Genomic DNA, 14,570 nt, shown 5'->3' on the forward strand with positions numbered 1-14,570 from the left:
AGCGCCGCCATGGTGCGGCCCCAGCTGACGCCCATCAGCGCCGGTTTCGGTGTCAGTGCCACCAGCCAGCGCGCGGCGGCCTGGGCGATGCCTTCGTTCAGCATGTCGGGGTCGGTCACGCCGCCCATGGGAACCACCAGCGCCTCGCGCAGGCCCCACCGGGCCTGCAACGCGGCCTCCAGCCCCGTCGCGCGGCGAGCGCGCGGCACGATTTCCACCCTGACCACGCCCTCCGCCTTCGCCTCGGCCAGCAGACGGCCAACCTGCCAGCGGGTCAGGCCCAGCTCATCCGCCACCTGAGCCTGCGTGCGGTCGAGGTCATAATACAGCTTCGCCGCCTGAATCATCAGGTGGTCGCGGTTTTCATCCGCCGGCAGGCGCGCGGAATAGGGGCTGCGGTCGCTCATATGCGCAAAAATACATCATTTGCAGGATAAGGCAACATTTGTAACCTTTGGTGAGCCAACCTTTGCGTGATCGGTCTTTTGCCTTTCCGGCCATGAGCTTATTCTGGTTTCATGAATATCATCCTCATCATCGCCGCCGTGGCGCTCCTGTTCGTTGTGATCGCCCTGGCCGAGCCTGTGGCCGAAAGATTGCGTCTGCCCTATACGGTGGCCCTTGCGGCCATCGGTGCGCTTCTGGGGGCCGGGGCCGCGACCCTGACCGCGACGATGGGCACACGCCTGCCTGAGGAGGTTTCGGCGCTGCTGGCACTGCCCATCCGGTCCAGTGTCTTCCTTTACGCGCTGCTGCCCACACTGGTGTTTCAGGTGGCGCTGGGGCTCGATCTGCGGCGGATGCTGGATGACTGGGTGCCGATCCTTGTGATGGCGGTACTGGCGGTTCTGGCGGCAACGGCCTTTGTCGGCGGCGCGCTGGTGCCGTTCAGCCAGATGTCGGTGCTGGCCTGTTTTCTGGTGGGTGCCATCGTGTCCACCACCGATCCTTCGGCGGTGGTCAGCATCTTCCGGGGACTGGCCGCGCCGCAGCGGCTGGCGCGGATCGTCGAGGGCGAAAGCCTTCTGAACGACGCGGCGGCCATCGCGCTCTTTGGCTTCTTCCTGACCTTCGTGATGGCAGGGGTGCCGAACCCGACGCTGCATGACGCCTTCATCGGCCTGCCGGTGCAGGTGGCCAGCGGGATGCTCACCGGCTGGATCGTGGCGCAGGTGGCGCTGTTCGCCATGGTGATGCTGGCCGCATGGCCGCTGGCGCAACTGTCACTGTCGGTCGCGGTGCCCTATGCGACCTATCTGATTGCCGATCAGTTGCTGGGTGCCTCGGGCGTGGTGGCGGTTGTGTTTGCGGGCATGACGCTGAACTGGGCCGGGCCTGGACGGCTGTCGCCCGGTGCCTGGACCAACCTGCGCGAGGTCTGGGACTTGCTGGCGCACTGGGCGGGGGCGCTGATTTTCGTGCTGGCCTCGCTGCTCATTCCGCGGCTGATGGCGGATGCGCGGCCGTTCGACCTGTTTCTGGTGCTGGTCGTGGTGGTGGCGGCGACGGTGGCGCGGATGCTGATGCTGTGGGTGCTGCTGCCGTTGCTTGCACGCTTGCGCCTGTCGCCGAAGGTGGATCAGCCCTATCGCGTGGCAATCCTCTGGGGCGGGCTGCGCGGAGCGGTCACGCTGGCGCTGGCACTGGCAGTGACCGAGAACCTGCGCGTTCCGGTCGATATCCGCCGCGAGGTTGGCATTCTGGCCACCGGATTTACGCTGTTCACCCTGTTCATGCAGGGCACCACGCTGCGGCTGTTGATCCGCAAGCTGGGGCTGGCCAAGCTGGCCCCGCTGGATGTCGCGCTGTCCCGGCAGGTCATCGCTGTCGCCCTTCAGAACGTCCGCGAGGAAGTGTCTGAAAGCGTGAAAGAGCATGGCCTGAGCCGCGATATCGCGCGCGCCGAGGCGAAAAGCTTTGCCACCCGTCTCGATCAGGCGGTCGAGCTTGCGGATGCCAGTTCCGATATCGGCGAGAAGGACCGCATCACGCTGGGCCTGCTGGCCCTTGCCGGACGCGAGCGCGATCTGGTGCTGGAGGCGTTCCGCGAACAGGAGATCAGCCCCGGCCGTGCGCAACAGATGCTGACCGACGCCGACCGGCTGATGGAAGGCACGCGGGCGGGCGGGCGCACCGGCTATCGCCGCGCCGCACGGCGGGCGCTGGGGCGCGGACGGTTGCACCGGCTGGGCGTCTGGATGAACAACCGGCTGCGCGTGCCGTGGCTTCTGGCGCTTCTGACCGCGCACCGCTTCGAAATCCTTGAAAACCAGCGTATCCTTCTGAAGGATCTGCACGGCTATATCGACAGCAAGATCCGTCGCATCCATGGCCGCCGTGTGGCCGACCTTCTGCATCGCCTGCTGACCCAGCGCGAGGAGGAGGTGGAACAGGCGCTGGATGCGCTGCGCCTGCAATACCCTGGCTATGCCGAGGAGATGGAGCGACGCTTCATCCGCCGTCTTGCCCTGCGGCTGGAGGAGCGGGAATATGACACGCTGCTCGAAGACGGGCTGATCGGGCGCGAGCTGCACATGACCCTGCGCCAGTCGCTCAGCGGGGCGCGGCGGCGGCTGAACCGGCGGCCCCGGCTGGATCTGGCGGTGCAGAAAAGCGCGATGTTGCGGCAGATGCCGGCGCTGGCGGGGCTGGATGCGGCACAGTTGCGCATGGTGCAGAAGCGGGTCGCGACGGTCTATGCCCAGCCGGGCGATGTGCTGATCCGCAAGGGCGATCCGGCGCGGCATGTGTTCTTTATCGCCTCCGGCGCGGTCGAGGTCGAATTCGCCGGGCAGGTGGAACGTCTGGGCCGGGGCGAGATGTTCGGGCAACTGGGCATCCTGACCCACCGGCCGCGCCGGGCGCAGGTCACGGCGATTACGCATTGCACGCTGCTGACGCTGGATGAGGCGCGGTTCCTTGATCTTCTGTCGCGGGACGAGACGCTGCGCGAAGCGGTGGAGAAAAGCACCGCCCGCCGTGGCCTGATGGAGGCGGCGGCGCGGCTTGGCCCTGCCGAGGCGGCCCCGGTCAGATAAGCCCGCGCCGGCTGGCGGCCAGCGCAGCTTCAGCCCGGCTGGAGATGTTGAGCTTGCGGTAGATCGACTTCGTATGCGAGGCGCAGGTGTTGGGCGTGATCCCCAGCGTGGCGGCAATATCGGTGCCGGTGAAGCCCTTACCCAGAAGGCGAAGCACCTCCTGCTCTCGCTGGGTGAGTGCCACATCGGGCTGGCCCGGCACCTCGGCAGGGCGCAGCGCCTTTGCCTGGGCCTGGAAATGGGCGATCATGCGCTGGGCGATGCGGGGCGAGATCGGCGGCTCTCCGGCTGCGATCCGGCGGAACTGGTCGGCAAGGCTCGCGGCCTTCACGCCCTTGAGGATATAGCCCATCGCCCCCGCCGCCAGCGCGTCGAACAGCGAGGCGTCATCCTCGAAGATGGTGATGACCACCGGCAGCGTTTCGGGCAGGTCACGGGTGATCGCGCGAATGATGTCGATGCCGTGGCCGTCCGGCAGGTCGAGGTCGATCAGTGCGAAGTCAAAGCGCGTGTCGCTGTGAAACAGCGCCGTCACAGCCTCGGCACAGGTGGAGGCGGTGCTGATCATGGCACCCGGCAGCGTGACCTGAAGGGTTTCGCAGATCCAGTTCCGGGTTTCACGATTATCGTCCAGCACCAGCGCATGCAGAACAGCCCCGTCCGTGCGGAGCGATCTGGAAAGGTCTGCGTCGCGGCTCTGGTTCATTGGTCCTGTCTATCGGCGTAAAATGACTTTGTGGGGCGAAAACTCAGGTATTCAAGAAATATCAGCGTTCAGCGGAAGGTAAAGTTCCATCCGGTAATGGCCATTTTCTGTCGGACCGGCCTCAAGACGGCCTTTCAGCGCCTCTGCCCGGTTGCGCATGTTGCCGGTGCCATTGCCACGATGGGGGCCTTCTGCCCGCCGATCCGCAGAGGAAAGCGCATTGACAAGGCACAGGTGCAGGCTCTGGCCGTCACAGGTGGCGGTGACATTGATATTCCCGGCGCCATGCGTCAGCGCATTGCTCAGGGCCTCGCGCTGGATGGCGGTCAGATTGCGCTGCATGTCATAGCGCAATGGGATCTCGGCTTCGTCGGCGCTGCCCGGCGGCCAGATCAGGCGCCGGTCCAGCGCCTCGGCCCGGCTGCGGCTTTCAGCGCGCAACTGGCCGATCAGCAGCGGCAGCGTCACCTCGCGCCCGGCCAGCCCGGTGGCGATCTGGCGCAGGTCTGACAGCGCTTCGATCAGGAAATCCTGCCGCTGGCCGTCGTCGCGGGCATGCAGGCTGGACAGAAGGCGCGACCCCACATCGTCATGCAGGTCGCGGGCGATGCGCTGGCGTTCGCGGGCGACGGCGGTTTCATAGGTCACGCGGTCGCGGCCCGCGGCTTCGGCCAGCGTGGCAAGCTCATCGGCCAGTGCGCGATCCTCGGCGTTGAACAGCCGTCGTCCGGCGGCGGCATAGCCCAGACGCAGGGCGGGCGTGCCCTCGGGGCCTGGGATGACCAGCGCCAGCCCCTCGTCCTCCAGCAGGGCGCCGGTCACCGGCGCGGGCAGCGCCTCGACCCGCAGCGGCGCGAACAGCCGTTCCATCACACCGCGCCAGGCATTTGCCTTGGCCTGCCCGCCATGCTGAAAGGCCACGGACAAAGTATCGCGGTACAGTGCCGCAAGATCAGGGCGGCGGCGGCCAAGCCAGCGGTCAAAGACCAGATCTCGCATGGGAAAATACACCAGCCCCACCAGCGCCACGGCCGAGGCCAGCGAGGCCGGGCCGGACAGGCTCAGCGTCAGCAGGAAGACCGTATCGACCACGATCATCAGCGCGACGACTGCAAGGCTGAACAGCACCCGCAGCGCCCAGCGGTCCAGATCGAACAGGCGATAGCGGGCCAGCGCAAGCGCGGCGCCGACATAGATCGCGCAGAGCGGGATGAAGGCCAGCCCCTGTGACAGGATCGTTTCCGCCCCGATCAGCGAAGGCAACGAGACCATAAGGACGAAAACGCCCGAGCCCAGCAGCACCGACAGCCCCAGCCAGCGCAGGGCGGCGCGGTCGGCGGGATGGCCCCGCGTGGCGCGCAGCTGTGCAAGGATCAGCCCGAGGATCGTCAGGAACATCACCCCGATGAGCACCTGCGGCTTGATCAGGTCATAGGGCGGAAGTTGCAGCCGATAGGCGATTTCGTTGACAGCGGCCAGCGCCGCCACTGCCCGGACCCACCGCGACGCCAGAACGGGCCGGGGGTAGCGCGCGAACAGCCCGATCATGCCGACCCCGAAGGCGAAAGTGCCGATGTGGTTCACGATGCTCAGGCGCCACAGCAGATCCGGGTCGATGGACAACTCGCGCGTACCATAGACAGAAGCGGTGAAAGCCGCCGTCGCCACCCCGGCCCCGGCCAGCACGAAGCCGCCCAGCCCCTCGCTTTGCTGGCGGCCATTGCGGCCGCTGCGCAGGACCAGAAGGAAGGCCGCGATGGCCAGAACGATGATCCCGACCGCCCATTGGACCCAGAACATCGCGGGCAGGTGCCGGAGCGGGGTTTCAGCCGTGACGGGCAGGTCGATCTCGTCGCCGTTCTCCAGATGCAGGCGCAACGGCTGTCCGGCAGCGGTGGCCTGCGTGGTCAGGGCAGTCATCTCGCCCTGCGCTGCGAGCAGGGCACGGAAACCGGCATAGCTGCTCAGCATGTCGGGGTCTTCGACCAGAAGATCCGGTGTCAGCAGGACGGGCGCGCCTGCCTGCCCGGTGGGCGGCCCCAGCGCGCGGACCTCAATCGCCCCGTCCGGCGCAAGTACAGAAATGCGGCTGCCATCGGTCTGGACGCTCAGACTGTAGTCCGGCAGGCTTTCGCGCAGGGCCAGCACGGCAAGCGCCAGAAGCAGGATGCCGACGCAGGCGGCCAGCAGCCGCAACGCAGGGGTGCGCAGCTCATGCATCCCGCAACCCTGCGGGAAGTCGTTCTGGCTCCATGCGCAAAATCCTCGTCTCCCCCGGCAAAATCCGCCCCTGCCTGTCCCCGTTTCAGACCATAGCGCAGGAAAGACACCCTGCAACCCGCTGAACCCGGACTTTGGCTTTTGCGCGGCCTTTCCGGGGCATATCCCCTGAACAGGGGATGTGTTTACCTTGCGAGATGCGGCATATCAGAGAAAATTTTCAATCGGGGTTTGACCATGGCCTACCTGCCCGGCGACGACAAGAAAAACACGATTTACGGAACGGACGAGTCCGATCAGATCCTTGCCTATGCGGGCAACGACAAGGTGTTCGGCGGCTTCGGCAACGACAACATCCTGGCGGGCGATGACAACGATACCGTCTATGGCGGCTTTGCCACCGATGTGGTGAACGGCGAGGCGGGCAATGATGTGATTTACGGCGACAGCGCCGGAGACATCCTGACCGGCGGCGCGGGCAAGGACCGCATCTTCGGGGGCAGCGGATCGGATACGATCGGCGGGTATGGTCAGCCGATTTCGGATTACGCCGGAGATGTCATCGATGGCGGCTCGGGCCTCGACTGGATGTATCTTGATTACTCGTCGCGCGGCAGCAAAGTCTCGCTGACCATCGGGGACTGGATCAAGACCCAGACGCTGACCGGCGGGGTATCCGTGACATGGGTCGATGTGTTCAACATCACCGGCACGTCGCAGAACGACAAGATCACCGGCGGGATGTTCTATGACTTCCTGTATGGCGGCGACGGTCATGACCGTCTGAATGGCGCCGGTGGCAATGACTCGCTTGAAGGCGGGCTTGGCAACGACACGTTGCTGGGCGGCATGGGCAATGACACGCTGCGCGGCGGCGAAGGCAACGACCGGCTTGATGGCCAGCAGGGGGCCAACCTCCTGGATGGCGGCGCTGGCAACGATACGCTGAATGGCGGGCTTGCGGGCTGGCTGTACGGTGGCGAGGGCAACGACAAGATGACCGGCGGCATTTCGAACGACACGTTCGATGGCGGGCTGGGCAATGACTCGATGTATGGCGGCGCGGGTAACGACGTCTTCTACCGTGATGAGGGCAACGACCTGATCAACGCCGGGGCGGGCGATGACACTGTGAGCCTGCGCTATGGTGCCGACCGTGACACGCTGATCGGCGGGGCAGGGAGCGACACGCTGATCCTCGAACAGGTGACGGACAATTTCACCGCCAAGGCATCGGGCAAGACCGTGACCCTGCCGGGGGGCACGAAATATTCGGGGTTCGAGAACTACAACCTGCAAGCCTCCAATCAGGGGCAGGGCCTGAAGTTCACCACGCTGGGCGGCAATGACACGCTGTATGCGACTTCGGGCAGTGATGTTCTGAACTCGGGCAGTGGCAACGATTTCATCTATGCCTATGGTGGCAACGACAAGATCTATGGCGGCGCGGGCGATGACTTCCTTGCCGTCGATTCCGCCGAAAAGGATACCGTGGATGGCGGCGCCGGGCGCGATACGCTGTCGATGGGCAACTATACCGACACCCGTGATCTGGTGATGGCCTTCACCGGCAAGAACGGCACACTGACCGGCGGTTCGGTGTTCAAGGGGATCGAGACGGTCAGCGCCAGCTTCGGCTCGGGCAATGACAAGTTCGTCAAGGTCGGCGCGCTGGAATCGGTCAACCTGAGCGGCGGCGCCGGAAATGACACGCTTTCCGGCACCAAGAATTCGTTCGACTACCTGCGCGGCGATGCCGGAAACGACAGCCTGAACGGCGGGGCAGGCGACGACAATCTGGACGGCGGCGAGGGCAATGACACGCTCATCGGCGGCGACGGCAACGACTGGATCAACGACAATTACGGCACCAACAAGATCGACGCCGGTGGTGGCAACGATTATGTGGCGCTGTCCGAATACTATCCGACGATTGAGGAATATGCGATCGGCGGCAGCGTCAAGCTGGGCGCCGGGGATGACAACCTGCAACTGACGATGCGGGTCGATGGCCTTGGGCGGATGGTGGCGGACGGTGGCTCCGGTGTGGATACTATCGGCCTGTCTCTGGGGGACCAGACCGACGACATCATCTTCAACATCCGCAAGACGAAATCGCTGCTGGACGGCCGTATCAAGGTAACCGGGTTCGAGACCGTCAATTTCACCTCGGGTTCGGGCAATGATGTCCTGACCGGCGGTGCAAATGGCGATACGATGAGCGGCGGCGAAGGCAATGACAAGCTGTACGGCGGCGCCGGCAGTGACCGGCTGGACGCCGGGGCGGGTGTCGACAAGCTCTACGGTGGCTCGGGGATGGATTATCTTACCGGCGGCAGCGTCACGGGCGCGCGGGAAACCGGCGATGTGCTGGACGGCGGCGCCGACAATGATGTCATCACGATGGGTCTGGGCGCCACCGCCATCGGCGGCAGCGGGTTCGACACGCTGGTCCTTTACCTGACCAGCGAGACCGGGAATTTCTCGCTCAACATCGGAAAAGCCACGCAAAAGCTTGATGCCGCGACGAAAATCTCGGGCTTCGAGGCGCTGCAATATTACGGCAGCGCCGGCAAGGACAACGTGACCGGCGGCGAGGGCGTGGACATCCTGAACGGCTACAACGGCAATGATACGCTGGTGGGCCGGGGCGGCACCGACACGCTGACCGATGGCGCCGGGAACGACAAGCTGTACGGCGGCGATGGCGATGACACGCTGTGGCGCAGCGACATGACCGGCAAGGACGTGTTCGACGGCGGCGCCGGAACCGATACGCTCCAGTTCTCGGGCTACTACGGCAGCGTCATCCTCGACCTGGCCAAGCAGTCGCAGAATGACGGGCTGGCCAAGGGCCTGACCGTCAAGAACATCGAGCGCGTTCACGGCAGCTTCAACGAGGACCGGCTGAGCGGGGACAGCAAAGCCAACTACTTCAACGGTGGTTACGGCGATGATACGCTGGATGGCCGCGCGGGCAATGACACGCTGGACGGCGGCACCGGCGACGACTGGCTGACCGGCGGTGCCGGAAATGACATGTTCATTCTCAACCGCGACGGCAATCAGGGCGATATCATCACCGATTTCACGCGCGGCTCTGACAAGCTGGGCATTCAGGGCTATGCCTTCGGGATCTATGCCTTTGAAAAACCCGCATTCGAGCTGGTGACCGGGGCCAATCCTGTCGCCAAGACAACGGGCCCGACCATCCTGTTCGAAACCGATAACGGGCGGCTCTGGTTCGATCCCGACGGCAAGGGCGATGTGGCCGAAGCCGAGTTCATTGCCCAGTTGCGCGGTGTCAGCACACTGACGATGAACGACTTCGAGTTGTTCTGAGCGGCTGACACAGCGTTACGGGCGATGAAAGCCGCGCGGGGATCCCCTCTCTCGCGCGGCTTTTTCTTTGCTACATCATCCATTCAATCGGCAGCAGGCCGATCAGCGTCAGTGCGATACGCCGGGGCAGGCTGCTGCCAGGCTCGTCGGTCAGGGCCTGCCCATGGCCATCGGACCAGACCAGCCCTTCGGAGCCTTCGGTCACGCGCCAGGCGGTATCGCCCAGATTGCTGTCGAAGCTCTGGCTCATCGCAGCGGCCAGCGCCGGGCTGCGGATCAGGAAGCCCATCTCGCAATTCAGAAAAACCGAGCGCGGATCGAAGTTGAACGAACCGACAAAGACCCGGTCGCCGTCGAGCGTGAAAGTCTTGGCGTGCAGGCTGGCACCCGAACTGCCCAGCAGGCCAAGCTGTTCGGCGCTTTCGGCCAAGGCGGGGCTGCGTTTCAGCTCGAACACTTCGACTCCGCCTTCCAGCAGGGCCTTGCGATATTTGGCATAAGAGGCATGGACCGGCAGGACATCCGTTGCCTCCAGCGAATTGGTCAGCGCGCGGACCTTCACGCCCCGTGCTGCAAGGCCGGTCAGCACCTCAACCCCGCGCTGGCCGGGCACGAAATAGGCCGAGGCCAGATCCAGCCGCTGTTCCGCCGCCCCGAGGATCGCGGCCAGCCGGCCGATCATCAGCGCCTCGGGGGCCACCGGGCCCAGCCCCTTGGCCGGGTCGTCAGACACCATCTGCACCGGCACCCAGTCCAGGAACTGCCGTCCGGCCAGCAGATCTCCGACCAGACGGGTGTCCCGCAGCGCGGCGTTGTAGTCTGCCGCATCAGGCGCCGCGCGCGCGGTCGCCACAGCCGAGGCAAAGCGTGCCGCTGCATCCTTGGGTGGTGTGACCAGCGCCTCGTGCGGATAGGCCGAGCCGCTGTTCCAGTAGGCATCGAAATCGGCATCGACCTCGGGCAGGATGGCACCTGACGCCAGCAGGTCGAAATCGGAATACTGGGTATCTGCCGCGCGCGAGAAATAAATATCGCCGATGTTGCGCCCGCCGATGATGGTGGCGACGCCATCGACGGTGAAGCTCTTGTTGTGCATGCGCCGGTTCAGGCGCGGAAAGTCAAAGGCATAGGACAGCAGCCGGGGACTGCGCAGCGTGAATGGATTGAAGATGCGTACCTCTGCCATCGGCAGGGCGTTCAGCGCCGAAAGTTCGGTATCCAGATCAGGTGTGCCGTTGTCATCCACCAGAAGCCGGACGCGCACCCCGCGTTCGGCCGCAGCGCGCAATTCGTCGAGCAGCGGCAGCCCGGTCAGATCGCGTTGCCAGATGTAATAGCGGGCGTCGATGCTGCGGGTGGCGGCGCGGGCCAGCAGCATCCGGGCGGCATAGGCCTCGGCGCCGTGATGAAGCGGGCGGATGCCGGTCAGGCCCGGATGCGCGCTGGCATCAGGCAGCAGCGCCGCAGCCAGCGGGCTGGCCGGATCGGCGGGCAGGGCGCGGGTTTCGCTGCGTCCGTCCAGCGCGGGCAGCGGAAAAGCGAGCCGCGCCAGCAGGACAAGCGCGGCGCAGGCCAGCGCCAGCTTGACCACGAACCGCAATATTCCCATCGTCCCCTCCGGCTTTGGCGAGGCCGCTCAGACCTCTTCCACCATGACCACGCCCTGCATCGCCTTGATCGCGCCCTTGATCTGCGGTGAAACCGGGTAAAGCTGCGGCAGCGTCAGGTCGATCTCGCGCCCCTCGGCATCGGCCACGGTCAGGGTGATCTGGCCTCTGGAGCGCCCGGCCTCGACCCGCGCGAACAGGGCCGCGACCGAGGCCACCGCCTCGGCCTGATCCAGATGGATGCGCAGATTGGTCCCACCGGCTTCCGCCGCCACGCTGTCGATCGGCTGGGCCGAACGCGCCAGCAGCTTCAGCGTGTCGCCTTCCAGATTGGCCTCGACCGTCAGGACGACATTCATGCCGGGTTCCAGATGATCGCGGCATTGTTCCAGCGTGTCGGAAAACACTGTGACCTCGTAAAGCCCCGTCGGATCAGACAGTTGCACAAAGGCGAAGCGATTGCCCTTGGCCGATTTGCGTTCCTGTTTCGAGGAAACGGACCCCGCGATCTTGGCCGCCACCGGGCCATTTTCGCAAGCCAGCGTCAGTTCGGCCAGCGTCAGCACCTTCTTGCGCTTCAGCGGACCCATGTAATCATCCAGCGGGTGACCGGACAGGTAAAAGCCGATGGCCTGATGTTCCTGCGCGAGCCGTTCGACCGGCAGCCAGTCATTACGGTTGGCCATGCGCGGTTCGGGGATGTCCGATCCTGCCTCGCCGAAAAGCGACACCTGGGCCGAGGTCTTGGCTTCGTGGATCGCTGCCGAATAGGCGACCAACCCGTCCAGCCCGTCGAACACCCGCGCGCGGTTCGGGTCCAGCATGTCGAAACAGCCCGCCCGCGCCATCATCTCCAGCGGGCGCTTGCCCACGCGCTTCAGATCCACGCGGCGGGCGAAATCGAAGATCGTGGCAAAGGGTTTGTCCGCGCCGTTCGGCCCGCGCCGCGCCGCAACGATCAGGCCCATCGCATCGACGCCCACATTCTTCAGCGCGCCAAGCGCATAGACCACCTTGCCGCCTGTCACGCTGAAGGTGGCAAGGCTGCGGTTCACGCAGGGCGGCACCACCGGGATCGACAGCTTGTCCAGCTCGCGTTTGTAGACAGCCAGCTTGTCGGTCAGATGAATATCGCAGTTCATCACGCCAGCCATGAATTCGACAGGGTGATTGGCCTTCAGCCAACCCGTCTGATAGCTGACCACGGCATAAGCGGCGGCGTGGGATTTGTTGAAGCCGTAATTGGCGAATTTCTCCAGAAGGTCAAAGACCTCACCAGCTTTCTTCGCATCGATGTTGTGGGTCGCTTTGGCGCCGTCGATGAATTTGGGGCGCTCCTTGGCCATCTCCTCGGCGATCTTCTTGCCCATGGCGCGGCGCAGAAGATCAGCGCCGCCGAGGCTGTAGCCCGCCATAACCTGCGCAATCTGCATCACCTGTTCCTGATAAACGATGATGCCCTGGGTTTCGGCGAGGATCGGGTCGATGGTCGGATGCAGGCTTTCCAGCGGGCGCAGCCCGTGCTTCACCTCGCAATAGACCGGGATGTTTTCCATCGGGCCGGGACGATACAGCGCCACCAGCGCCACGATATCCTCGATGCAGGTGGGTTTCATGCGCCGCAGCGCATCCATCATGCCCGAGCTTTCGACCTGGAACACCGCAACCGTCTTGGCCTGCGAATAGAGATCGTAGGTCGCCTTGTCATCGAGCGGGATATGGCCGATGTCATTCTCGGCCCCCGGCTTCGGCTCGTATAGCCGCGTACCGTCCGGCGCCTCATGCAACTGTCGCCCGGTGCCAAGGATCAGGTCGATGGCATTCTGGATCACCGTCAGGGTTTTCAGACCCAAAAAGTCGAACTTCACCAGACCGGCGGCTTCCACCCATTTCATGTTGAACTGGGTGGCGGGCATGTCCGACCGCGGGTCCTGATACAGCGGCACCAGCGCATCCAGCGGCCGGTCGCCGATCACAACACCGGCGGCGTGAGTGGAGGCGTTGCGCAGCAAGCCCTCGATCTGCATGCCGTAATCCAGCAGGCGCTTCACCACCTCCTCGGCCTTGGCCGCCTCGCGCAGGCGTGGCTCGTCCGCCAGCGCCTTCTGGATGCTGACCGGCTTCACCCCCTCGACCGGAATCATCTTCGACAGCCGGTCCACCTGCCCGTAAGGCATCTGCAAGACGCGGCCCACATCGCGCACGGCGGCCTTTGACAGAAGCGCGCCGAAGGTGATGATCTGCCCCACCTTGTCGCGGCCATAGCGTTCCTGCACATAGCGGATCACCTCTTCGCGGCGGTCCATGCAGAAGTCGATGTCGAAGTCCGGCATCGACACCCGTTCCGGGTTCAGGAAGCGTTCGAACAGCAGCGCATAACGCAGCGGGTCAAGATCGGTGATGGTCAGAGCATAGGCTACCAGAGAGCCTGCACCTGACCCCCGCCCCGGACCGACCGGGATGGCATGCGCCTTGGCCCATTTGATGAAATCGGCCACGATGAGGAAATAGCCGGGGAACTTCATCCGCTCGATGATGTCGAGCTCGAATTGCAGCCGTGCCTCGTATTCCTCGACCGGCGCGGCATGGGGGATCACGTCAAGCCGCGCCTTCAGGCCCGCCCAGGCCTGACGGCGCAGTTCCTCCACCTCGTCATCGGCGAAGCGAGGCAGGATCGGTGCCCGTTTCGCGGCCTTGAAGGCGCAGCGCTTTGCAATCTCGACGGTATTCTCCAACGCCTCGGGCAGATCGGCGAACAGCGCGCACATTTCGGCTTCGGACTTGAAGTAATGCTGCGGCGTCAGCCGCCGGCGCGGCTCTGCCTGATCGACATAGGCGCCTTCCGCAATGCAGATCAGCGCGTCATGCGCCTCGTACATCTCGGATTTCGGGAAATAGACGTCATTGGTGGCGACCAGCGGCAGGCCCTTGTCATAGGCGATCTCGACAAAGCCACGCTCGGTCGCAGCTTCGGCTGCCATCAGCCGCCCGCCTTCGCCGGGGTGGCGCTGCAATTCGACATAAAGCCGCCCCGGATAGATCGCGGCGAGCCTTTCGGCCAAAGCCTCGGCCCGGCCCCGGTTGCCGGTTTGCAGGATCTTGCCCAAAGGCCCCTCGGCGCCGCCAGTCAGACAGATCAGCCCCGCCGCATGCGTCTCCAGATCCGCGAGCGTCACCTGCGGCAACTGCCCACCCTGATCAAGATAAAGGCAGGAGTTCAGCTTCATCAGATTGCCGTATCCCGTCTCGTCCTGCGCCAGCAGGACGACGGGAGCAGGCGCCTTCGGCTTTTCCCCGGGCGCGGGCGTCTCATAGGCAAGACTGACCTGACAGCCGACGATGGGTTGCACCCCGGCGCCGCTCGCAATGGTGGAAAACTCCAGCGCGGCGAACATGGCATTGCTGTCGGTCACCGCCACGGCGGGCATGTTCTGCGCGGCACAAAGCCCTACAAGCTTTTTCACCGGCACCGCGCCTTCCAGCAGCGAATATTCGGTATGGACACGCAGGTGGATGAATCGGACTGGATCGCTCATGCCTGATAGCCTAGCCTGTCGGCGTCCGGCCGGAAAGGGTGCCACATTCTTCGGCATTTCTTGTAACTGCTTTTGGAAAACGCAAAAAGGTAATGCTTGCCAGACGACGGGCCCTTGGGGT

7 protein-coding genes are annotated in these 14,570 nt (G+C 64.6%); 2 read left to right on the forward strand and 5 right to left on the reverse strand.

All coding sequences use genetic code 11. The annotated features are described in order from the left end of the window. Positions 1 to 407, reverse strand: a 407-nt coding sequence (locus AO684_RS17270) for a sugar-binding domain-containing protein (protein ID WP_304437871.1), incomplete at its 3' end; no start/stop codon positions are given. 111 nt (positions 408 to 518) lie between these two features. On the opposite strand from AO684_RS17270, the gene AO684_RS17275 reads away from it, so the two are divergent. Next, complete coding sequence (locus AO684_RS17275; protein ID WP_054303976.1) at positions 519 to 3,038, forward strand: cation:proton antiporter; 2,520 nt, start codon at positions 519 to 521, stop codon at positions 3,036 to 3,038. Here the strand turns inward: AO684_RS17275 and AO684_RS17280 are convergent. Beyond that, a complete protein-coding gene (locus AO684_RS17280) occupies positions 3,031 to 3,744 on the reverse strand; it encodes a response regulator transcription factor (protein ID WP_054303977.1) in 714 nt (237 codons plus the stop codon). The two genes, AO684_RS17275 and AO684_RS17280, sit on opposite strands and share 8 nt — an antisense overlap. A gap of 51 nt (positions 3,745 to 3,795) precedes the next feature. Further along, entirely contained in the window at positions 3,796 to 5,964 is a 2,169-nt protein-coding gene (locus AO684_RS17285; RefSeq protein ID WP_054303978.1) for a hypothetical protein, read from the reverse strand. Between the two features lie 237 nt (positions 5,965 to 6,201). On the opposite strand from AO684_RS17285, the gene AO684_RS17290 reads away from it, so the two are divergent. Then, complete coding sequence (locus AO684_RS17290) at positions 6,202 to 9,306, forward strand: calcium-binding protein (protein WP_054303979.1); 3,105 nt, start codon at positions 6,202 to 6,204, stop codon at positions 9,304 to 9,306. Between the two features lie 70 nt (positions 9,307 to 9,376). On the opposite strand, the gene AO684_RS17295 is transcribed toward AO684_RS17290, so the two are convergent. After that, a complete protein-coding gene (locus tag AO684_RS17295; RefSeq protein WP_054303980.1) occupies positions 9,377 to 10,915 on the reverse strand; it encodes a phospholipase D family protein in 1,539 nt (512 codons plus the stop codon). A gap of 27 nt (positions 10,916 to 10,942) precedes the next feature. Beyond that, positions 10,943 to 14,449: a DNA polymerase III subunit alpha gene (dnaE, locus tag AO684_RS17300; RefSeq protein ID WP_054303981.1), complete on the reverse strand. Its 3,507-nt coding sequence runs from the start codon at positions 14,447 to 14,449 to the stop codon at positions 10,943 to 10,945. Positions 14,450 to 14,570 lie beyond the last annotated feature (121 nt).

The organism is Gemmobacter sp. LW-1 (genome assembly GCF_001303875.1).
GTDB lineage: Bacteria > Pseudomonadota > Alphaproteobacteria > Rhodobacterales > Rhodobacteraceae > Gemmobacter > Gemmobacter caeni.